The sequence below is a fragment of the Labilibaculum antarcticum genome, from assembly GCF_002356295.1.
In the GTDB taxonomy this organism is placed as follows: Bacteria; Bacteroidota; Bacteroidia; order Bacteroidales; family Marinifilaceae; genus Labilibaculum; species Labilibaculum antarcticum.
Genome location: NZ_AP018042.1, coordinates 900,569 through 922,018 on the forward strand (window position 1 = coordinate 900,569; position 21,450 = coordinate 922,018).

The window sequence follows — 21,450 nt, forward strand, 5'->3', positions numbered from 1 at the left end:
GTTTAGATTTTCACATTGATTTTAGCAAGAATTGCCCTTGCTTTTCCCATCTCCCCAGCCGACAACTCATAGTTTAATTCACTGGCTAAACTTCTGCGCCTTGGCATTCCGTACTTGATGGAAACCTGCAACCAATCCGCCCTGTTTTTCAAAACTTTCAAAGCTTCATAAATTGAATTTTCGTCCGTTCCTTCATCCCAAAGATTACTTGACCATTCAGGCTGGGTATTTAAAAAGGCATTGTAAAAACTAGTCGCTAAATTCTGGGCTTCATCCCCTGTCAGGGTCGATGTTTCGGCCTCCTTATCCAAATGTTGCTGTAAAACGGCTTTGTCTCGGCTTTCCTCGGCTTTGCGTTCCTCACTCCACTGCTGACCCGTTGCGAATTTAAAAGCATCCCCAACACCCGAAACGAGTTTGTAACCAACAAATAAAACCGCAATTGCTCCGATTCCCATTGCGATATTGGTCACATTTTTACTTTGCTGGTTTAGGTCTTGATACACCCGTGTACCAGCTTGCACCTTTTTAATCGAAGCAATTCCGTGGACTCCTAACATAGGCCACGGTATGAATAAGCCTTATCTAACATCATGTTCAGGTCTTTCTTTGGATTGTTCCCAAACTCCGATTTTAAGGCTTTAAGTATTCGCAAAGATCTATCGTCTAGGGTTTCACCAAAAGACTTTAAAACCTCCGCTTTTTCCTTTGCATTGAATGTTTCTTTATCAGGCATCTTAAGTAGTTTTTTGTTGGTTAATTACTATGTTATTTGTAGTTGCAGTTCCCTCCATCATTTCTGTTTGTGAAACGATGAATAAACCCTCGTTTTCTTCGATTTCAGTATCCAGTAATTCCACAAAAAAATCACAGGTTTCTGTTACTGTCTCCACTTCCAAGCTCTCCTGAATCTCTAAAGGATAGCCAACCTTTGCACCCTGTTCATGAAAAATTAAAATGGGTGCTTTTGTTTTATTAGTAAGTACTAAAGCCTTGGAAGCTGGCACACTGACTGTAACCCTGCGACCAGCTTCCGAAACTTTTTGTACATCGACAAATAGCCTCATACAACTAAACTTTTTCTACTGTGAATACTAAAGAACCGTTGATGTCCGCCCCTGTTTGAAACGCTCCAACAACCCTGATTTGATTGTTTGAAATATCCTGATTTAACAACATCTCCTCCCTGCCTGAACCAAGTTTAAAATATTCAACTGAAACCTGATCAATAAAGGGAACTCTGCCATCATGCGATTTTATCGCTAGGTCTAAATTATTTCCGTGGCTACCCACCCACGCAACCGCCAACACACGGTTGTGATCGTCAAACGTCACCACATCGTTAAATGTGGTGCTTACGTCTGTCGATTTCTTATTAATGTTGTAAACGAATCTTCGCATTTACCGATTAGTTGTTTTGAGTTACTTTGTAACCAACCAAAGCGATTTCCAAAACTAAATCTTCGTTTAATCCTGCTGGGTCTGCAAAAACTTTTAATTCAGGAAGAATGGTTTGATTCGGTGCAATAATGAACGGACTCACTTCGTAAGCCATATCCAAGGTGTTATCATCACCTGAAATATGAGGAACCAAGTGGCGTAAAACCGCTTTTACTTTTTCCTCTCCACCAACTTTCAAAGACAATTCACTATTGTGAAAAGGAACATTATTTTCAGCACCAACCACAAATTCCGCTTGCTGGATTTCATTCTCACTTTTGATTACACTAGCAAACATTGCCGTAGAAATTAAAATGCCAGTCACAACAAATGCGGTGTTTCCAGTCAAACGACCTGAATCGATATTTCGAACACCATCCATTTGACGATCTTCTGATTTTAAAATCTGGATGATTCCAGTACTTCCTTTCATGGCTTTACGCATGTAAATAACATCCTTTTCAATTCGGGCTGTTTCTGCCTTAATTGAAGTTGTTTTTGAGCTTCCTGCTACTAATGCTCTAATGGCTTGTTTTTCGGCTAATGTGCTTACAATAGATTTCATAATTATTATATTTTTTTCTTGTGACTAAACTCAGTTTAATTAATTGTATTTGAACTATTTAGCTTAGTTCATTTCGTTATTCATTTCCTCAAAATCGGTATCAACACCCGACACCCGACGACCTGATCGATAATAAGAATCATTTTCTTCCTCTTCTTGTTCCTCCTGATCTAACAATTCAGAATAAGGCGAGTTTAATTCCATAAGGATTCTTTCATCATCTTCATCCTCAATCGTTGCTGTACCTAATGAACCGTGAAGAGCAGGAATAAAACCTTTATCATCGGTTGCAAATGGTGTGGCTATTGCAAGTGCCCCAGCGGTTGCAATACCAGCAAAAACGCTTTTGAATTGGTTGGGTGCTTTAATAGCTCCAATTGTGCCAATGGCTAAGACTCCACCACCAACGGCAAGTTTTTTCATTTTCGCTTTCTTTGGGTCTGCTTCTTCAGCGATTTTCAATACGTTACCACCCATAATAGTTGCATAACGCCCAACGACTACCCCTGTAACAGTTTTTAAAACTTCCACACCCGTTGTGATGGTTTTACTTTGGTTTTTCATTTCCTTTTTTTTAGATTGATTTTACTCCGTTAATTATTTTTTTGCTTTCTCCTTTTTGCCTGAATTCGCAAGCAAAAGACCTCCGCCAACCAAAGCCATCATTACAATGCCAATTGTACCAAATCCTGCCTGTTGTGGCTTTTGCGCCATCATTGGACTTGTGTTTGTCATTTCAGGATTGTACGGATATGAACCGTCTGGCAAAACCTGAGATTCCGTAATGTTTCTTGGTGATGGTAATTCTGGATTAGAAGGTGGTAATGCTGGCTTTTTTGCAACACTGTTAAAAATTGCCAAATTGTTTTCAGCTTTTTGCTTTCTGTCAATCAGCTTTTGTTTGGCAACAGGGTCTAACTCATTGGTGATTTTTGCAGAAAGATTTTCAATGTGCTTTTCCTTTAGCTTGGTGATTACTTTACCCAAACCCAGCTTTTTCAAAATCTTCAAAATAGGTGCAAGAATCAAAGCAACTTTACCCAAGATTACGGCTGTGCCAGTGGCAACAACTCCCAAACCTGCCTCTTTTGCTTCATCAGCGTGAACCAATTTTAAAAAATCAATACGCTCTTTTTCCTCAGCTGACATTTTTGGCTCTTCTTTCACTGGGGCTTGACCTGCTTTCATTTTAGCCTTTAGAGCAATCATTTCCTTAAATGATTTTGGCTTAATTACTGTTCTCCCTGCCTGTTTTGCTTTTTTCGCTCTTGCTTTTGCTCTTTTCTTTCTTTTTCTTCTCCCAAAAAGACCAAGACCACCTAATAAATTTACAGTTGGTAGATTTGATTTTTTAGCTGCCTTTTGCCAGCCATCATGCAAAACCTCTCTTAACTTGCTTTCTTTCCCGCCAAGGAACTTGTATTTCTTTGCGAATTTCACGTAAGCTTTTCGAGCTTCTTTCCATTCTTCAAGGTTTACACCTAGGCTTTTTGCTTGCGCTTCAGTTAAAAGACCGTAGCCCATTTTAATAGCTAAGCCTTTTTTGTTGTTTTTGATCATGCCACGTAAAACGGCACGAATAGCAATATTTATAGGATTGATTTTCTGCAAAAACAAACCAACTTTTTTGAATACGCTTCCAATTGCTTTAACTGCCTTACCCGCTATTTTCACAGCTCCTTTGGCAACATTTTTAACTTTCTTAACCAGCTTCTTGAAAAATCCTTCCAGTGCACCCAGTAGTCCAATTGTTTCCCCGCTTGCAGTATTGTAACCGTTAAGTGGCGATAAATTGGCACGTTCCCAGTCTGCTCCATCTGAAAGCTTTATAACAATACCTTCAAGGCTTTCATTCTGACAAAGTGCATCGTAAGCCTTTTGCATGTACTCCCAATACTTCTTCCCAAATCCCAAAGCATGGTATTTTTCAGGCTCTAGAATATACTCTCGAAGAGTTGTTTCCAGCTGGGTTTTACTCATCCTTCTTAGGGTTTTTTCGGCATCAAATAATTCGTTGTCACCAACCCCGTTGATTTGTTCAGATCGCTCTATTTGCTCCATTTCAGCATCATACAATTCCCCGCTGTCATGTAAAGATTGTAAAGCATCCAAACCATTAACCGCCCCTGTATCGTGACCCGCTAAAGTTTCAATTTTCATCATTTTTGTATCTTTTTTAGATGTGTACTCGGCTTCACAATTGAATTTGTGCAAAACCGTATCGATACAAACAGAACCAGCAACAACATAGACATGAGAATAGCCTTTGCCACCGTAACCAGCTATGCGAATGCAAAAAGGAATACCAAGGCAGTAAAGAAGTGAGCCGACAAAAATCGAATGATCATCGCAATCAGTAGGCGTGTTTGGTATTGATCTGTTTAGCCATATTCTCGCAGGTGTGCTCAATTGCTCAACTGTTGGAGAATCCCTTTTGTATTGGATATGATTAAAAACAAAATTCCAAATCGCCCGCTTAGTGGCTATCTCACTGTCTTTTTTTAAAAAATTGGCTAATTCCTTTACCTGCCCGTGGTGATTCCTGATGATTTCGCACATGATGGAAACGGTATCATCTACCGTCCCTTCAGTAAATGTGCTGGTAAATTTTACATCGCTAGTATTAATCAAATGATTGTACTCAACGCCTGATTTTATAACCCTTTCGCCTTGGTTTACAATCTCATTTTTTGAGGTACGGAAAGCTACATTTCCCCTTTCGTTTGTAGTTCTTGAAACGGTTTCCATTTTATAACCCATTATAAATGTCAGTAATCAAAGAAGCAGGGTTTTTGATGGTTTTGGCCATATCTTGCCAAGTTCTGCTTATATCTATTTTTGTGCTGGGAACATCCACACTATTCACCTTTAAATGATCCACATACATGTTCAGCTGAAAACCTTCAACATCCTTGGTATCCATGATTTTTGAAATACTCTCCAAGGGAATTGCAAAACTGTACTTTAAAGGGGTTTTGGTATTTCCTACAATCACCTTATTGGGGTTTTGAATCGGTGTGCTCGCAAGTATGATTTTTTGAGCTCCTTTTTCCAGAACAAGCTTAATCTGGTAGGTGTTTAAAGTTGCAGTAAACCCTGTCTTAGATGTCAAATCAATAACTCCGCCAAGGGTTACCGCCCCTTTTACAAAATTCACCCCGACTTTTGGCAGTCCGCTGGGTTGGATATTTATTTTATTGGTTAGGTATGCTATTGCTTTATCTTCAATCTCACCTGCCTTACTACTTACGTAAGGGATAATCTTGTCTTTAAAAACTAAAGCGGTTACGACACCACCTATGAGTATTATGTGTCCTGTTTTCATGCCTCAAACATAGGAACATTAAACCACCTCAAAGGCATAAAATCCTCTGACTGAGACACTTTGAGACATTTTGGAACATCTTGAAACACTTTGGAACACCAAACAGCTTGCTTTTTGTCCTACTTTTACCCCCATAAGACATGGCTAATTTTCAGACACAGGTAAAATGCTTGATTATCAATTGTTTAATAGGGATTAAACCTGTCTTTAAACGGGTTTAAACAGGTCTAAGCAGAAAATGACTAAAATAAATTTTGCAAACAATTGATTTTTAGATTTTTAACCAAAAATAAACCGGTTACTAAAGGGGTTTAAACCTGTCTTTTATGAAAAACAAGCCACTTATCACAAACAAAGCTTTGATTAAAAGCATTTTAACCTATATAAAAACCAGTAAACAGACAGGACTATGACCAGAAAATGTGAGGTATGTTTAAAACCCATTAGAAACAGACGTGCTGACAGCAAGTATTGCTCTGCAAGCTGTGCAGGCAGGGCAAGACGCAAAAGAGTAACGGAAAAAGAAAAAGATGAATTAAACGGGTTTAAACCTGTTTATGAAGAAAATGAGCAAAAAGAGCAAAACATGGAAAAAACAGGGATAAACGAGCTAAGAGCCATAGAAAAGGAGAATTTCAACACCATTCTAAACCTAAGAAGCGAGTACGGGGACAAAATAAGAGCTTTGGAGAACGAAAACTTAAAAAGTGAATTCACTATTGAAAAGCTGAAAGACAAAATTACTGATCTTATGGAGAAACATTCCAAGGATATAGCCCAAGCCAACACCAGCACAACCAAGGAAACGGTTCAGGCAATTAGTCAAATGCCAGCAATTCAAAGCGTATTGGGAACTCTTGCCAGTAGTATGATTCCCAGCCCTAAAACTGGACTAAATGGCGTGGATGAATTCAATGTTCAGGAAAGACAAATTATTGATGCAATCCGAAGAATGCAACCCGATGCACAGGGCTACTTGTGCCAAATGTTGTATGTGTTATTCGCAAAATCACACGAAGAGCAAATGGGAATATTTACTTCGCTTCATGCCTACATGTCTCAACCAGATGAAAAAGACGATATCTAAACCGTTTAAGACTGGACTAAAACCCGAAACACCCCCGTAAATCTAATGGTTTACGGGGGTGTTTGGTTAAGCCTGTTTAATCTGTTATAAATAATCAAAAAGCCTAACACTTAATAAGTATCAGGCTTTTTTTCAGTTTTTAGTATGTAGTTTTAGTATATTCTATATGAGGTTTAAAATCAAATGTATAAAAAAATATTCAATAATCACATTATGATTTAATAGGGTTTTTATTTTTAATTTGATTCAATAAGCTCTTTGTACTATCTGATTGGTATTTTTCTCCATTGCAGTAAACAACAAACGGACATTTGCCCTCACTGGTAATTATTTGTTCGACTAAGAATTTTTCATTTCTCAAAATAGTTTTTACTTTTTGATTGAATTTTTGCAATTGGGTATTTACCCGATGAAAACGGACCCGACAATTTCCATTGCAAAATTCCTGTTGCTTATTTCTAGCAGTGAACATTTGACCACATGCAGGACATTTTTTTCTGTTTTCTTGTAACGGTAAGCCGTTACAGGAATCCTCAAGTAATGCTTCCGCCCAGTCAATATCGATTTGACAATCTTCGGTCATTTCCAAAATGCCATGAAAATTTTTATAATGCTCAATTATGCTTGTTCGATTCATATCAGTTGCTTTTTTTATCATTTTCAATCTTACTCCAATCCAGCCGGACTTTGCAATTATTACATTTTGCACTGTTTGCCTCAATACTTGTTTTGCTTTTGGCTATCACTTCTTTTTGGTGTGTTTATCAATTGCCTTTTCAACTTGTGTTAATATTCTTGAAGCATCTTTTTTATATTTTTTCGCCTCTGCCAATACTCCACGATAAGCTCCGGATTTAGATTTGAAAAATTTGCCCTGACCATTTTTATCAAAATCCTCTTGGTCTTTGAATTTATGAACACAATACTCTCGAGCGTATGAGGAAAGTGGCAACCACCCAAAATCACCATTCTTTTTAGATAGTTTTCCATATGTAGAATAACACTTTTGTCTTAAGTGAATTCCTGTTTTGTTTACTGTTGTTACATGATATTCAGAAAATTCGACGGTTGATTTTTCTTTTAAATCCGACTCAACATTTATCCAAGCTTGATATAGGATATCTCCTTTTTTTATAATCATTTCATTAATTTTTAAATTGTTTAAAATATTCCTTTCTAATTCTCTTAACTGTACTTTCGCATATTTTGGTTGCTATTACTGTTTTACCAATACTCATACCGCTATCTAAACAAGCCTTTACGTCTGGGTATTTTTCAACTAAATCTTTACTTCCTTTATTTTTTGATCCTGCTTTTCGACCTTTATAAGCTTTATCTTTAAAAGCTCTGTTTTCGTCTTTTTTTCTTTCCGCCTCAATTCCTTCTAGTTGTCTTTCTTTACTTCTTTCAATTTCCATTTGTGCCAACTTTGCCATTACGGTCGTGATTAAGTCAAAGGCTGGACTTATTTTTCCGTCCGTTATGCTTTTCACTCCTAGTTGGTGAACTGTAACACAAACTTCATATTCTTTCATGAATTCTAGAGTTTGTAATATATTGATTGTGTCACGTCCAAGCCTATCAATATCATAAACTATCAAATCTGAAACTAAACCAGCTTTTACCTCTTTTATAATTTTTGCTCCACCCGTTCTTTTTTCGAATGCAATTTTTCCGGAAATTTTATCTACTATCATTTCACCTTCACCCTCGCTTAATCCTTCCGTCTGTCTGGATTCGTTTTGCTCTACGGTTGAAACTCTAGCATATTTGTATATTTTGTTTTTCATGATGAATCTTTCTGTTTTTTGGGTTCAAATTTGGGGTGGGTTCAAAACCGTCTCTTTTTGCTAGTTTTGAATGCTTTTTTTGTGTTTTTCTGGGTTCAAAGTAGGGCATACCCTACTTTGAACCCGATTCCAGAATTTTCATTTCTGTTAATTTCTCATGAATGTATTTTACTTCATGCTCATACAACAACCTTTGTGCAATTGCTTCCCTAAATTCCAAAGGAAGTTTCGCCATTCTTCGTCCAAGGGTAGATTTCGAATATCCTAATTCTGATGCAAGCTCTTTTCTATTCATTGTTCTGTATTTCATAGTTATTTAGGGTTTAATTGGGTTTTACAAAATGAACAAGTGTTTTCTGTTTTTATATCAATCTGAGCCCCACAATTGGTGCAAGTCTCAAAAACTTCATGATTAGATATTTTATTATTCAATTTCATTTCCTAATGCTTTTTCGTATCGATCAACTAATTCGGATAAAATCATATCTGTATCAGTAATTTCAGGAGGAACACACATTATGTGACTTCTCCCACCTGTTCTAGCCATTTCAGATATTTGATGTCTAACTTTTTTAATTAAAACATCATTTGGCATTTCAGCCTGTAGTTTTTTTAATTCGTCTGTAGTCATGATTTTTATTTAAGTAATTTTATAAACTTATCATTGATAGTATTACCAGCTTTTATCTTTCCTTCGTTCAAAAGCTCTCTTAATACCGGATTTATTTCTCTTCCTAATTCATTGATTAACTCCACATACATCACATGAGTAGGAAACTTTCGAGCATCTTCTTTTTCCTTGGTAATCTGTTCCAATGTTTTTAATACAATTTCTCTCATGGCGTAGATTGTGGTTCAGTTTTCTTTTCAAATTCATTCAGGAAGAATCTAGCCTGTGAACCGTGGTAATATTTTTTCTTTCCTCCTATGGTCACCACTATTGAAGTTTTTCGGCTAGGAACTCCTTTTATCTTTTTTCTATTGGGGTTGGTAGTCCTGACTAAGCTCAGTTCACTACCTAGGTCTTTTATCAGGTGTAGTATCTCTTTTTCTTTTTCAGTTCGTTTGGCTTGTCTTTTCTCGGATACTTTAAGGTTGTAGGCTTTGTCCCTGCATTTCCTGTTGTGTGAACAATACTTTGATTCTTTCTTCTGATGGGAAATATCCGCTCCACAACACAAACAATATTTTTTTTCTTTCACCTCACTTTGTTCGGTTGAATCCGCACATACAATACGATGGGTGTTCGTTCCCTTTTTTACTGCGTTTTCTGTAAAATTCCAGTTTTCAAGGGCTTCAAACTCGGTGTAATCGTCCCCTTTTTTACTGCGTGTAAATCCTTTCAATTCAAATGATATCAAGGCTTTCAGGATGTTTTTAATGTTGCGGTTTGCGTACTTGTCAATTAGTTTTTCAAGCAGTAGTTTATTTCGAAGCCTTTCTTTTCTGCTTCGCTCGTCTTTTATCCACCAATCGGGATTACGGAGGTCTTTAAACTTACTTTTGTATTTGGCTGGTAGTTTTCGGGTGGTTTTGATTTGTTCCCATTCAAAGAAGATGGTTTCATCGATGGGTTTCAGGAACTTATCTAATATCAATTTGCTTAGTTTTTCCCTGTCTAAAAGGTCGTTCAGTGTAAAAATTTTGTAGCTTTCCACCGCTCTCATTCGGGTGAATTTGGTTTCAATCCTTAATAATTCTGCCTGTATTTTTGATTGCTCGGCCTTATCGTAAAATTTGTAAGTGGCATTGGTGGTATTGTAGGTATATCCGTAGCCTATTTTTCCGTTTAGCTCCATATCGGAGCGTTCCGCCCCTCGACAATAAAGGATACTTTCAAGGAAAGTTTTTGTATCAATTTTACTATTTGTTGTATCTAGGTTTAAACCTATCTCGAAACTTTTTAACTTGGTGTTTTCTGGTTCGATGCCAAAAGCTTTTAATTGATTAACTGCTTTCTGCAAATCCTCATAGGTAAAGCGGTTTGCGTTGTTTTGTCCGTTGTTGTAAAACTTATGAATTGAGCCTTTAAGCTTGGCTTTTCCTCTTGGTTCAAGAATGAAATCTAAACCCCTATAATGAGCTTTTCTACTTCCAAGCTCTTTTTTAGAACCAACTACAGTTAAAACCCGAAATTCCAGTTCTGGTAATTGTTCCCAAACCTTAGGATTGAAATTTAAAAGCTCTATGGAAATGCCGTCAATCAATGGAGTAGATGAGTGAAATATGGTGAGTTAATTGCCTTAAAAAGTATGTGTATGCGTACCCTAAAGACGTGCGTTTTTATTTTCCTAAAATGGAAATTTTGAAAAAAATACAGACTTCAAAAGCCTGTGTATTCGTACCCTTTTTTACTGCGTTCTTCCTTCTGAATTATCAGTAAAATATGTACATGTGGCCGATTTAGGAAAAACCGTTTTGTAAGCCCATAACTACAAAGCCTTTTTCAATTCCAAAGCTTCCACCCTTTAAAATGTAGATGACTTTCTTTTCGATTACTCGGCCTGTGAATGATTGTAAAGAAATGCTGTATTCTGCAAGGATTAAAATATCATCAAGCTTGAAACCCCTATCATTTTTGCGAACTTCAAAAGTCTTTGTACCCTTTACAACTTCCTCGAAGTATTCAGGTAAAATCTTTAATAAATGTTTCATATACTCTGGAATGTTGGAAGGTTCGCATAACTAATTCCACTTACTAATAAAAAAGCAATAGCCATTAAACTACTACCTAATATAATAGAGCCAACAAAAGCTATTTTTGCAGTTATATATAACGCCTTGTAAAATTTTCTTCTCATGATTTTGGAGTATCTAATAATTTCATTGTGAGCTTATAAGCTCTTTGTGATAATTCTCTATACATATTAAATTTTGACCAGTGAATAAGAGTATGCTTTCCATTACTTTCATTTACAGCCAAATCACTATAAAAAGCGATCTTTTCAACAAGTGATTTATGTAGGACTAGAGCCCTGTCTATTTTTTGCTGTCTTGTCATGATTTTACAGTTTTGGGAGCTGCAAAACACGACTGCATCACTAAACACATAATCAGGGTAACTATATGCTGATATGCACCTATGATAATCCCAATTAAGGCCATGCAGGCAAGAAATAGGAATAGCACCCGAAATGCTTTGTTTATTGTTTTTTCAGAACTCATACTTAGGCTGTTTTGGGATGAAGTTTTACTCTTTGGTATTCTTCCATAAACTCATCAATATCAGTTCGTTTGTAAACTATGTTCTTTCCAGTTTTATAAGATTTTAAAAAAATTATCTTATTACTTTTTGGATGAACCTGTACTCCCTCTCTCCATTTTTGGAAAGTGTCTTTTGAACCAAATCCCAGATAAGTAATAGCATGTTGAAGATTCAACCACTTCTTTTGATTCAAATCGCAAATAATTTCTGGTTTAGTCATAATAAAATAGGATTTAGGCGATTCGTTTTATTTCAATTCCATCGTTTAATGTGGTAGTAGAAAACACCAAACCTGTTGCTTTTTTTTCTCGCGAAGCGGCCATTCGGGCGTTGCCTATGTCTTTGGCATTAAGTTTGAACTGATGAGTTTCGCCAACGGTAAATTGGCGCAATGTTTTTGACCAAGTGGTTTTTGTTTGAATTTCCATTTTAAAGCTTAAATTTGTTATTACTAATGTTATTACGCAACAAATATATGAACTAAAGTTCGGACTAAGAACCTAAAGTTCGAAATAAAATAAAAATGTCAGATATATCGCTCAGAATAAGTGAATTATTACTTGAAAAAAAATTAAACAAAAGGTCTTTTTCGGCACTTTTAGGCTATTCCGATGTGGCTATTGGAAAAATAATCAACGGAAAAAGCAAACCAAAGTTCGAAATGTTAGAATCTTTGATTAATGCATTTCCTGACATCAATCCTAATTGGCTACTAACAGGAAAAGGCGAAATGCTGTTAAGTGAAGAGGAGAATAGCCATACTACCGAGGAAACAGATAAACAAACACTAGCCGGATACTACTACCCGAACGTAGATGCTTCGGCAGGCTTAAATTTTGCTACTAACGGAAATGGCTTTGAAAAAATACCTGTTACTATTCCTTATTGGGGTGAAAATTTGAGCTTTATAAATGTGTTTGGTGATAGTATGTACCCAAAATTCCAGAGTGGTGAAATCATTGGCATTAAAGAGGTTGAATATGTTTATTTGACCTTTGGCAATCCCTTTGTTGTGGTGTTGAAAAACGGCGATGTACATTTAAAGTATGTACGAAAAGGCAAGGATGATACCCACGTGATACTAGCTAGCGAAAATCAACTATACGAGGATAGGGAATTTCATATTAAAAACATACGCTCATTTTACCAAGTTAAAGGGGTAATTTCTAGACTTGCGATGTAATAATCACCCGAAATTTAAAATTTTCAGAGCTTATATTATGGAGATACAGAGGGTTTGTTTTGTATATAATCCAAAGTAAAGTTTTTGGGATAGTACTACAGAAGAATTATCAACCTTTATTTCAAAATATAATTGGAACCATCATTAATTAATTTTTCTAAAAATGACAATTAAGGAAGCTATTTTAAAAATTCTGGAAGATAATAAACAAGCATTCACCTATTTAGAAGTACTAGAAAAAATTGATACTGAAAATTATATTAACTGGACAAACGCAAAGACTCCTTCTGATACCATTGGTGCTCAACTAGGTCATTTCATTAGACAAAATGATACACGAGTCAAACGTGTAAAGGGTAAAAAAGGCTTCAAATATTATTTGTCAAAATATGAAAATGAGTTAAACCTATCAGAAATAATAGAAAAAGAAGGAGAAGGTAAAAAAGTACCTAAATCAAAAACATATCAGGAAAGAGATCTACACATTCTTTTGAGTAGTTATTTAAAGAATCAGAATACGTATTCAAAAACAATTTTCCATGAAAAGTCTTCAAATAGCAAAGACAATCATCAGAAATGGATACACCCAGATATGATTGGAATAAATTTCCTTAATCTTCAAAATAAATCAAGTAATGCTCTTTTAAAAGTAATCAATAAAGCTGATGCATTCGACCTGATTTCTTATGAGCTTAAAAAGGAAATAAAATCAGATTATGAACTTAAACAATGTTTCTTTCAGGCTGTATCAAATTCAAGTTGGGCTAACTATGGCTACCTAGTAGCTATTGAAATAAGTAAAAATCTCTTAGACGAAATGGAACGGCTTAATCAATCCTTTGGTATTGGAGTAATCGAATTGAATGCAAACCCATTTGAAAGTAAAGTTTTATTCACGTCTAAGTATCGAGAACTTGATTTTAAAACAATTGACAAACTTTGCGAAATAAATACTGATTTCACCAAATTTATTGAAAAAACAGAAATGTTGCTTACAGCTGAAGAGAGATATGTAAAAGGAACTCGAATGGAATTTGAAAATTTTTGCGATGAATATTTCAAAACGGATTCCGAAATTGAGAAATACTGCCAAGAGAAAAACATCCCTTTTGAAGAAATTTAAAACACTAGAAAACAGGAATATTTATAAGGTAATTGGGCTAATTTCGCAGAGGAGTTATTAGAAGACTAAACACAGTTATATGTTCTCATACAACTGTATTCGGAGGAACAACGACACCTTTAAAAAAAAGACACAAACAAAATTTACAATAGCACCTAAGCCCGATTCCATCCCCTTAAGTTGATGGAAAAAGCAAACCAAATAAGTCATCTAAAAATTGCATCTTTGAACATTAAAAAGATTTAAGAAAATTGAAATAATGAAAGGAAAAAAAATAGCACAATCAATAGAACCAAATATTGCAGATTTAGCTAATGGCTGGCTTAAATCAGATAAATTACCTTATAAATTAGAACAAGAAACAGTAAATACCGAAATTGACAAAGCACTTTCTGACTATTTCACTAAAAATGGTGGAACAGGTGCAAATCGGCCAGATGCAAAAATATTACTTCAAGATAAAAATTTAGACTTCTTCCCTATTCTTATTGAATACAAAGGGTATAAAGACAAACTCGTAAAACTGGATGCTAACAAACAAGTTGAAAATCGAACCAATAAAAATGAGCCACATTTTAAAAATATAAATTCTTATGCTGTAAATGGTGCGGTGCACTATGCAAACGCTTTACTTCATCACACAAATTACACCGATATTATCGCTATCGGTATGACAGGCTACAAAGATGATACAGGGAAAATTCATCACGAAATAGGAGTTTATTATGTTTCTAAAAGCAATTTGGGAGCAGGTCAAAAAATTGACGAATATTCGGATTTTTCATTTTTAGTACCGAAAAATTTTGATGCTTTTATTGAGAAAGTTAAAACACTTCAATTATCTCAAGAAGAACTTGACAAATTAAAAGAGCAACGAGAAAGAGAAATTGACCAAAGCCTTGTAAAACTAAACAACGACATTTACCAAAATGAAAAAGGACTAGGAGAAAATGACCGAGTTTACCTTGTTGCGGCTTCAATTATTGCAACACTTGGAATACCTGGAAAAGTTACACCTCTTGAAAAATCGGACTTAAGATCTTCTACCGAAAAAGGTAATAAAGACGGTGACATCATCGTAAGAAAGATTAAATCCTTTTTAGAAGAAAAAGACATACCCTCCGAAAAGAAAAATCTAATTTTAAGAACATTAGAAAATACACTTACAACAGAAAATATAAACAAAGTTGAAAACGGAGAAAGTCAACTTAAAAGAGTTTTTACCAAAATTGTTGATGATTTAGGAATTTACTACAAAATAGGCTTAACGACTGACTTTACAGGTAAACTCTTTAATGAAATGTACGGTTGGCTTGGGTTTTCGCAAGACAAACTAAATGATGTGGTACTTACACCTAACTATGTTGCTTCCCTTTTAGTAAAACTAGCAAGAGTAAACAAAGATTCTTATGTATGGGATTTTGCAACAGGTTCAGCAGGTTTGTTGGTAGCTGCTATGAATGAAATGCTTAATGATGCTAAAAACAACATTACTTCGCCCCAAGAACTTACCCAAAAAGAAATCAAAATAAAAGCTGAACAACTGCTCGGTTTAGAGTTGCTTTCAAGCGTTTATATGTTGGCTATCCTCAATATGATTTTAATGGGTGATGGAAGTTCTAACATCTTGAACATTGACTCAATTAAAGATTTTGACGGTAAATATGGTTTTGGAAAAACCGACAGCAAATTCCCTGCGGATGCTTTTATATTAAATCCGCCCTATTCTGCTTTAGGTAATGGAATGAACTTCGTAGAAAAAGCATTGGGGATGATGAACAGAGGTTATGGAGCAATCATTATTCAAAACTCATCAGGTTCAGGTAAAGCTATTGACTTCAACAAAAGAATTTTGGCAAAACATACGTTTTTAGCCAGTATTAAAATGCCTGTGGATATTTTCATTGGTAAATCAAGTGTTAATACCAACATTTATGTTTTTAAAGTAAATGAAAAACACCACAAAGACGATATTGTAAAATTTATAGATTTCACTAATGACGGTTACACACGTAGCAACCGAAAAAAAGCAAGCAATAACCTAAAAGACACGAATCAAGCAAAAGAACGTTATGAAGAAGTAGTAAACTTGGTGCGTTTTGGAAAAAGCAAACTCAATATATTTACTGAGCGAGAATATTATGAAGGAACTATCGACCCCAATAATGGTGCGGACTGGAACCAAACAGCCCCATCAGATACAAAACCAAACATACACGATTTTAAGAAAACCGTAAGCGATTATCTCTCTTGGGAAATAAACACTCTTTTAAAGCAAAATACATTTGAGCAAGAGCTGGGAAAGTAGACACCCCACTTAACAAGAAATTGCAAAAAGTTAAGTGGGGTGAATATTCCTTTAAAAGCATTTTTAACAATATTGCTCAAGGTAGAAGACTCAAAAAAGATGACCAAATTTCAGGCAATATCCCATTTGTAATGGCTGGAACAACAAATACAGGTATTGTAGATTATATTTCCAATCCTGTGGCAAACTTTCCTGAAAATTCTATAACAATAGACATTTTTGGCAATACTTTTTATCGAGATTATAATTTTGGTGCAGGTGATGATACAGGTGTTTATTGGAATAGTAAAAAAGAATACACCAAGAAAACAATGCTTTTTTTTGCAATATCAATGGAGAAATCCCTGTTTGGAAAATTTGATTACGGAAAAAAATTAAGAAGCTCCCAAAGTTTAAATTTCAAAATGCAACTACCTACCAAAAACGGGAAGATAGATTTTGAATTTATGGAAAGTTTTGTAGCTGATTTAGAAGCAGAACGCATTAAAAAACTAGACGATTACTTAATAGAAAATGGATTATCTAATTACCATTTAACCGAAAACGAAAAACAAGCTTTAGAGAATTTTGAAAACCTTAATTGGAATATTTTTAATCTTGAAAAGCTGTTTGGAAAATCTACACGTGGAAAACGGCTTAAAAGTACGGATAGAATATCGGGCAATTTACCTTTCATTACAGCAGGAGAAACGGATGAAGGTGTTTCTGCTTTTATAGGTAACAAAGTGAATGTGTTTTCTGAAAATACTACAACAATTGATATGTTTGGTTCAGCAAAATACAGGAATTTTAAATATGGTGGAGATGACCATATTGCAGTTGTACATACTGAAAAATTACCAAAACTAGCATCAATATTTGTAACAACTTCAATTCATAAATCATCTTATAATGGCCAATTTAATTACGGGAGAAATTTTTACGCAAAAGACGCTGACACATTAGATATTTCACTTCCACTAAAAGGACAAAAACCAGATTATGAAACTATGGAGACAATTATTTCTGCCATTCATAAATTAGTTATAAAGGATGTGGTTTTATATACTGATAAAAAAAATAGAATCAATCAACACGCCTAGTTTAGGAATGATATCGCAACGAAAAACGTGCAAAAAACGTGCAAATCCAAAACCCCACCCTCTCGCAACCACTGGTTTACTGACAATTAACAATGAAGCGGTTGTGTCTGGGGGGCGTGGGGTCGGAAGTTCGAATCTTCTCGCCCCGACAAAGCAAAGGAAAGGCCACACATTAAATTGCGTGGTCTTTTTTCATGAAAACTTTTATTCCTCTTGTTGAGTCTAAAAGTTTTGTATTTTCTAATTTTACATTTTCCTAAAAATTTATATCTATTGAAATTAGTTAGCCTTATTATTCTCGCAAGCTTTATCAGTTTGTTTTCCTGTCAGCAAAATAGTGTTGAGACCTATGCCCTACGATTAAAACCGGGAATGGATCTAAAGCAATAAATGGCACAATTCTTTAAAACCAATCAGTTGCAATCGGCATCGATTTCTACCTGTGTGGGGAGTTTTAGAGAACTAACTATTCGTCCTGCCAACCAACAAAAGTTTTTACATTTAAAAGGTCATTACGAAATTGTTTCACTTACCGGAACCTTTGCAGACCATGGCGAAAACAATCATATTCACATTTCGGTATCGGATAGCACAGGCTACACCATCGGCGGGCACTTGGTGGATGGTAATATTATTTACACGACTGCTGAGATTGTACTCCTCAACAATAAAGGCATCAATTTTACTCGCGTAAAAGATCCTGAAACAACGTATTATGAATTAGAGGTGCTGAAGGACTAGCTTGTAAAGCTAAGAAATGAACTAAAATATGGACTGTTAAGTATGCGGGGAAGCCATAATAGGTAAAAGACCAGACAGTAAATATTGCTCTGTAAGCTTTATAAATACTGAAAAACAGATGAGAGTCACAGAAAGATATCTAAATGAATTAAACTGTTAAAGACCGGACGAAAACCCAAAACGCCCCCGTAAATTTCATGATTTACGGGGGCGTTTTTCATTTCCCAGAATACCTTTTACTTTTTAGACAGTATAATGCTTGGTAAATGAAATGTAGCGTATTATTTGTATTCAATCTGTCTTTCCCAAACGAAACCTAATTTGCCATCAGAATATCTTTTTTTGGTTATCCAGTTATTATTTTCATCATAAACGTACTCAAATGAGGTTTGATGTATTTGTTTCCCCTCTTTATCATACCATTTTTGAATTGTTATATTATTTGCTCTATCATATTCGGAGATGAATTTTGTGTATTCACCATTTGGTCTTATTAACTCGGATTCAATTTCATTGCCTTTTCTATCGTAGGTAAAAGTTCTCGTATTTTTTATTCTTCCATCAGGCTCAAACTCTATTTCTTTACTCTTTTGGTTTCTGGAATTATATTCGTTGGTTGTTTTAAAAGTTATATTTGATTCAGAAATCGTATTGCTCATTGATATTTGATTTCCATTAATGTCGTATTTGTTTTTTTGTGTGGAAATTAATTCATCTTTCGAGTTAAAGGTTCTCGACTCAATAATTTTCCCATTATTATCAAATTCGCTTGTTGTGTATTTTTCCAGATTTCCGTCTTTGTCATAAGTGGTACTTTTAATTACTTCTCCATCCTTATTTGTTATAAGTTTTGTTTTTTCATAAAGTGTTGCATCAACTTCGTAACTCCAATATTCAACTAAAACTCCTTGTTCGTCATAAAATTCTTTCCTACTACTCTCTTGATTTAAAGCTATTTCTCTTACTAATGCTCCACTTTGTTTTGAGCCATAAGAAGCTTCTAAAATTGTGTTAAACATTTTGGAATTTTCTTTATTCGTATTTTTTGTAGAAGAACAAGAAAAGATAAATCCCAAAACGAATAGGCTAAATATTATTTTCATTTTCATAATGTTGGATAACTTGTTAGAATATGCAATTATATTATTATTAAAAGGTGCACAATATAAAATCCATATTGACATTGGTGCTGAATGTAGTATATAACCATCAATTTTCAAAATATTCTTTTCTAATTTTCTTTGCTTCGACTCACGCCTTTAGCCGAAACGGTGATACATATGCTCAAATCTGATTGTAAAATGGCTTCAATATTTGGATCTTTTCCACCAGGAGAAATTAAATTTTTATTTTTCGAAGCTATTTTTCTCCCCTTGTGCACACCACTATTTTTAGCTTGTGTACTTCCTCCTTTTTGGCATTCCTGCGTTCGTTTGATTTCAATTTGTGAGAGAGTTCACATTATATTTGTAATAAATTCAAAAAATAGTAGAAAGCAGATAGTCTTGTCAATTTGTCGCATCTAATCTCTATCTTCGCAGCTCGGTAACTCACGGGTTAATTTTGATTGCAATTGCACTTTTTCTTATTTGAATCAGGAGCATCAATCCAAAATAAACAACAAATAACACGAAGCGTACTATCAACTACAAATCACTATACTAAGGCAAATTATCACATGGGATCTGAAGAGAATAAATATAATATTAAAAGATATGATTTATCGGAAGATAGATCGTTAAAGGCATGGAGTGCGGCAGACGAATATCTTTTACAAGCGTTTACTGATTTAGAAAAGAAACCAAATCATTTGGGCATTTATGGTGACCGATTCGGTTTTTTGGGCTGTAATTTACATTCATTTACTCCTACTCTGGTATTTACCAAAAAAAGTCAGCAAAAAGCCATTGATGCCAATTTGGAAGCGCACAATATTCCTTTGCTAAATTATTCAGACCCACTTTCGCCACTTGAACGTGAAATGGATTTCGCCTTGGTAAATGTGCCTAAATCGTTAGAGCTCTTTCAACTTTACCTAGAACAAATTGCATGCAATTCGAGTGAGGACATTACTGTGATTTGTGCATTTATGACCCGTCATTTTACGCCTAAGTTATTACAAATAGCGCAGGAATATTTTGAAGTCGCTGAACAAAGCAGAGCGGTAAAAAAAGCACGATTGGTAGTGCTAACAAAAAAGAAGAGCACCCTTAAAAAAGAACTCATCACCACTCTTGATTACAACAAGCAAAATTACAAACAGTTCTGGGGCGTGTTTTCAGCACAACACATTGATTATGCCACTCAGTTTTTTCTGGAACAGCTTGAAATAGATGATGCCGATGAATGTATTTTGGATTTAGGCTCTGGAAATGGGATTATTGGCAATGAAATATTCAAACAGTTGCCTGATGCTGAAATTCATTTAATTGATGATTCTTACCTGGCTGTTGCATCGGCTAAATTAAATATTCAAGGGGAAAACATACATCATCATTTTAATAATGAGCTATCCATTTTTGATGATGAGACTTTCGATTTAATTGTAACCAACCCTCCTTTTCATTTCGAATTTGAGATAAATATTCAAATCCCAATTCAACTCTTTAGAGAATGTTATCGATGCTTGAAAGAAGGCGGAAATCTACAAATTGTCGCCAATAAACATTTAAATTACAAGGTACATTTGGAACCAATATTTTCCTTGGTAGAGATTATAGATGAAGACAAAAAATTCATTGTCTACAAATGCATTAAGTAAATCTACTTGAGAACAACAAGACAAAAATCACTTTTCACGAACAGTTCAATATCGAATTAATAAACTGCACCCCAAAAGTTGGACACAACATTTGGGGTGTTTTTTATGTCTAAAAAAACAAGTTCAGTATTTGTAGAAAAATGTTCAAACGATAATGAATGGTGGTTTTGGAATTATTTTAGCCTTTTAAATTTGCCGTCAATCGTCCATGAAATTGCATGAACATTTCCGTGAAAACTTTTAGTCCCCTGTTGGCTCTAAAAGTTTTTATATTTTTTAATTTTACATTTTCCTGAAAATTTATCTATGTTAAAATTTAAAACCCTTATCCTACTCGCAAGTTTTATCAGTTTGATTTCCTGTCAACAAAATAATGTTGAAACCTATGCCCTGCGATTAAAACCCGGGATGGATCTAAAACAAGAATTGACACAATTTGTTGAAACCAATCAGTTGCAGTCGGCATCAATTTCTACCTGTGTGGGCAGTTTAAGAGAACTGATTATTCGGCCAGCAAATCAACAAGAGCTTTTGCATTTACAAGGTCATTACGAGATTGTTTCACTTACCGGAACATTTGCAGACCAAGGTAAAAACAATCATATTCATATCTCGGTATCGGATAGCACAGGCAATACTATTGGTGGTCATCTGGTGGATGGCAATATCATTTACACAACTGCAGAGATTGTCCTTCTCAATAATAAAGCCATGAACTTCACACGTGTTGTAGATCCTGAAACAACCTATTATGAATTGAAAGTGGAGGAAAACTAGCTTGTAAAACTCATAAGTAAACTTTTAAAATTGCCATTTATCCAAGACACATGGTATCGTAAT

27 protein-coding genes are annotated in these 21,450 nt (G+C 35.0%); 8 read left to right on the forward strand and 19 right to left on the reverse strand.

The window, feature by feature from the left end:
- Window positions 1-2: 2 nt before the first annotated feature.
- The 8 genes from ALGA_RS03285 to ALGA_RS03320 all read right to left on the reverse strand — a co-directional run bounded on the left by ALGA_RS03285 (window position 3) and on the right by ALGA_RS03320 (window position 5,330).
- The gene (locus ALGA_RS03285; RefSeq protein ID WP_096427965.1) at window positions 3-560 is read right to left on the reverse strand and encodes a hypothetical protein; all 558 of its coding nucleotides are present in this window, start codon (window positions 558-560) and stop codon (window positions 3-5) included.
- Window positions 554-736 carry a hypothetical protein gene (locus ALGA_RS03290; RefSeq protein ID WP_096427967.1) on the reverse strand — a complete coding sequence of 61 codons (183 nt, stop codon included), beginning with the start codon at window positions 734-736 and terminating at the stop codon, window positions 554-556. Before ALGA_RS03290 ends, ALGA_RS03285 begins: the two co-directional genes overlap by 7 nt.
- A gap of 1 nt (window position 737) precedes the next feature.
- On the reverse strand, window positions 738-1,067 hold the full coding sequence (locus ALGA_RS03295; RefSeq protein ID WP_096427969.1) for a hypothetical protein: 330 nt from the start codon (window positions 1,065-1,067) through the stop codon (window positions 738-740).
- A gap of 4 nt (window positions 1,068-1,071) precedes the next feature.
- A complete protein-coding gene (locus tag ALGA_RS03300) occupies window positions 1,072-1,401 on the reverse strand; it encodes a hypothetical protein (protein WP_096427970.1) in 330 nt (109 codons plus the stop codon).
- Between the two features lie 7 nt (window positions 1,402-1,408).
- Window positions 1,409-2,005, reverse strand: a complete 597-nt coding sequence (locus ALGA_RS03305; RefSeq protein WP_096427972.1) for a hypothetical protein — start codon at window positions 2,003-2,005, stop codon at window positions 1,409-1,411.
- Between the two features lie 63 nt (window positions 2,006-2,068).
- Window positions 2,069-2,569, reverse strand: coding sequence for a hypothetical protein (locus ALGA_RS03310; RefSeq protein WP_096427974.1), 501 nt, complete (start codon window positions 2,567-2,569; stop codon window positions 2,069-2,071).
- A 33-nt stretch (window positions 2,570-2,602) separates the two neighbouring features.
- Window positions 2,603-4,753 (reverse strand): hypothetical protein, encoded by a 2,151-nt coding sequence (locus ALGA_RS03315; RefSeq protein ID WP_145957563.1) that lies wholly within the window; start codon window positions 4,751-4,753, stop codon window positions 2,603-2,605.
- Between the two features lies 1 nt (window position 4,754).
- Window positions 4,755-5,330, reverse strand: coding sequence for a hypothetical protein (locus tag ALGA_RS03320; RefSeq protein WP_096427977.1), 576 nt, complete (start codon window positions 5,328-5,330; stop codon window positions 4,755-4,757).
- A gap of 409 nt (window positions 5,331-5,739) precedes the next feature.
- On the opposite strand from ALGA_RS03320, the gene ALGA_RS03325 reads away from it, so the two are divergent.
- On the forward strand, window positions 5,740-6,417 hold the full coding sequence (locus ALGA_RS03325; protein ID WP_096427979.1) for a hypothetical protein: 678 nt from the start codon (window positions 5,740-5,742) through the stop codon (window positions 6,415-6,417).
- Between the two features lie 211 nt (window positions 6,418-6,628).
- Here ALGA_RS03325 and ALGA_RS03330 read toward each other — a convergent pair whose 3' ends face one another.
- From ALGA_RS03330 to ALGA_RS03380, 10 genes are all read right to left on the reverse strand, one after another.
- The gene (locus tag ALGA_RS03330; protein WP_096427981.1) at window positions 6,629-7,075 is read right to left on the reverse strand and encodes a hypothetical protein; all 447 of its coding nucleotides are present in this window, start codon (window positions 7,073-7,075) and stop codon (window positions 6,629-6,631) included.
- Window positions 7,076-7,159: 84 nt separating this feature from the next.
- Window positions 7,160-7,558 carry a hypothetical protein gene (locus tag ALGA_RS03335; RefSeq protein ID WP_096427983.1) on the reverse strand — a complete coding sequence of 133 codons (399 nt, stop codon included), beginning with the start codon at window positions 7,556-7,558 and terminating at the stop codon, window positions 7,160-7,162.
- Between the two features lie 4 nt (window positions 7,559-7,562).
- A complete protein-coding gene (locus tag ALGA_RS03340; RefSeq protein ID WP_096427985.1) occupies window positions 7,563-8,207 on the reverse strand; it encodes a recombinase family protein in 645 nt (214 codons plus the stop codon).
- Between the two features lie 112 nt (window positions 8,208-8,319).
- On the reverse strand, window positions 8,320-8,517 hold the full coding sequence (locus ALGA_RS03345; protein ID WP_096427986.1) for a hypothetical protein: 198 nt from the start codon (window positions 8,515-8,517) through the stop codon (window positions 8,320-8,322).
- Between the two features lie 114 nt (window positions 8,518-8,631).
- Window positions 8,632-8,838 carry a hypothetical protein gene (locus tag ALGA_RS03350; protein WP_096427988.1) on the reverse strand — a complete coding sequence of 69 codons (207 nt, stop codon included), beginning with the start codon at window positions 8,836-8,838 and terminating at the stop codon, window positions 8,632-8,634.
- Window positions 8,839-8,843: 5 nt separating this feature from the next.
- Window positions 8,844-9,047: a hypothetical protein gene (locus ALGA_RS03355; protein WP_096427989.1), complete on the reverse strand. Its 204-nt coding sequence runs from the start codon at window positions 9,045-9,047 to the stop codon at window positions 8,844-8,846.
- Window positions 9,044-10,414: a hypothetical protein gene (locus ALGA_RS03360; RefSeq protein WP_096427990.1), complete on the reverse strand. Its 1,371-nt coding sequence runs from the start codon at window positions 10,412-10,414 to the stop codon at window positions 9,044-9,046. Before ALGA_RS03360 ends, ALGA_RS03355 begins: the two co-directional genes overlap by 4 nt.
- A gap of 196 nt (window positions 10,415-10,610) precedes the next feature.
- Window positions 10,611-10,862: an ASCH/PUA domain-containing protein gene (locus ALGA_RS03365; RefSeq protein ID WP_096427991.1), complete on the reverse strand. Its 252-nt coding sequence runs from the start codon at window positions 10,860-10,862 to the stop codon at window positions 10,611-10,613.
- 512 nt (window positions 10,863-11,374) lie between these two features.
- Window positions 11,375-11,632 carry a MerR family transcriptional regulator gene (locus ALGA_RS03375; RefSeq protein ID WP_096427993.1) on the reverse strand — a complete coding sequence of 86 codons (258 nt, stop codon included), beginning with the start codon at window positions 11,630-11,632 and terminating at the stop codon, window positions 11,375-11,377.
- Between the two features lie 13 nt (window positions 11,633-11,645).
- Window positions 11,646-11,840 carry a hypothetical protein gene (locus ALGA_RS03380; RefSeq protein ID WP_096427994.1) on the reverse strand — a complete coding sequence of 65 codons (195 nt, stop codon included), beginning with the start codon at window positions 11,838-11,840 and terminating at the stop codon, window positions 11,646-11,648.
- Window positions 11,841-11,935: 95 nt separating this feature from the next.
- On the opposite strand from ALGA_RS03380, the gene ALGA_RS03385 reads away from it, so the two are divergent.
- The 5 genes from ALGA_RS03385 to ALGA_RS03405 all read left to right on the forward strand — a co-directional run bounded on the left by ALGA_RS03385 (window position 11,936) and on the right by ALGA_RS03405 (window position 17,849).
- Window positions 11,936-12,595: a S24 family peptidase gene (locus ALGA_RS03385; protein WP_096427995.1), complete on the forward strand. Its 660-nt coding sequence runs from the start codon at window positions 11,936-11,938 to the stop codon at window positions 12,593-12,595.
- Window positions 12,596-12,758: 163 nt separating this feature from the next.
- Window positions 12,759-13,718: an HTH domain-containing protein gene (locus ALGA_RS03390; RefSeq protein WP_096427996.1), complete on the forward strand. Its 960-nt coding sequence runs from the start codon at window positions 12,759-12,761 to the stop codon at window positions 13,716-13,718.
- Window positions 13,719-13,977: 259 nt separating this feature from the next.
- Entirely contained in the window at window positions 13,978-16,026 is a 2,049-nt protein-coding gene (locus ALGA_RS03395; RefSeq protein ID WP_197705689.1) for an HsdM family class I SAM-dependent methyltransferase, read from the forward strand.
- A gap of 20 nt (window positions 16,027-16,046) precedes the next feature.
- Entirely contained in the window at window positions 16,047-17,108 is a 1,062-nt protein-coding gene (locus ALGA_RS03400; RefSeq protein ID WP_096427997.1) for a restriction endonuclease subunit S, read from the forward strand.
- 390 nt (window positions 17,109-17,498) lie between these two features.
- Complete coding sequence (locus ALGA_RS03405) at window positions 17,499-17,849, forward strand: PPC domain-containing DNA-binding protein (protein ID WP_096427998.1); 351 nt, start codon at window positions 17,499-17,501, stop codon at window positions 17,847-17,849.
- A gap of 281 nt (window positions 17,850-18,130) precedes the next feature.
- On the opposite strand, the gene ALGA_RS03410 is transcribed toward ALGA_RS03405, so the two are convergent.
- Window positions 18,131-18,952, reverse strand: coding sequence for a hypothetical protein (locus ALGA_RS03410; protein WP_145957564.1), 822 nt, complete (start codon window positions 18,950-18,952; stop codon window positions 18,131-18,133).
- Between the two features lie 470 nt (window positions 18,953-19,422).
- Here ALGA_RS03410 and ALGA_RS03415 point away from each other — a divergent pair, with 470 nt between their 5' ends.
- Both ALGA_RS03415 and ALGA_RS03420 read left to right on the forward strand, forming a co-directional pair.
- Complete coding sequence (locus ALGA_RS03415; protein WP_145957565.1) at window positions 19,423-20,610, forward strand: class I SAM-dependent methyltransferase; 1,188 nt, start codon at window positions 19,423-19,425, stop codon at window positions 20,608-20,610.
- A gap of 306 nt (window positions 20,611-20,916) precedes the next feature.
- Window positions 20,917-21,387: a PPC domain-containing DNA-binding protein gene (locus ALGA_RS03420; RefSeq protein WP_096428001.1), complete on the forward strand. Its 471-nt coding sequence runs from the start codon at window positions 20,917-20,919 to the stop codon at window positions 21,385-21,387.
- Window positions 21,388-21,450 lie beyond the last annotated feature (63 nt).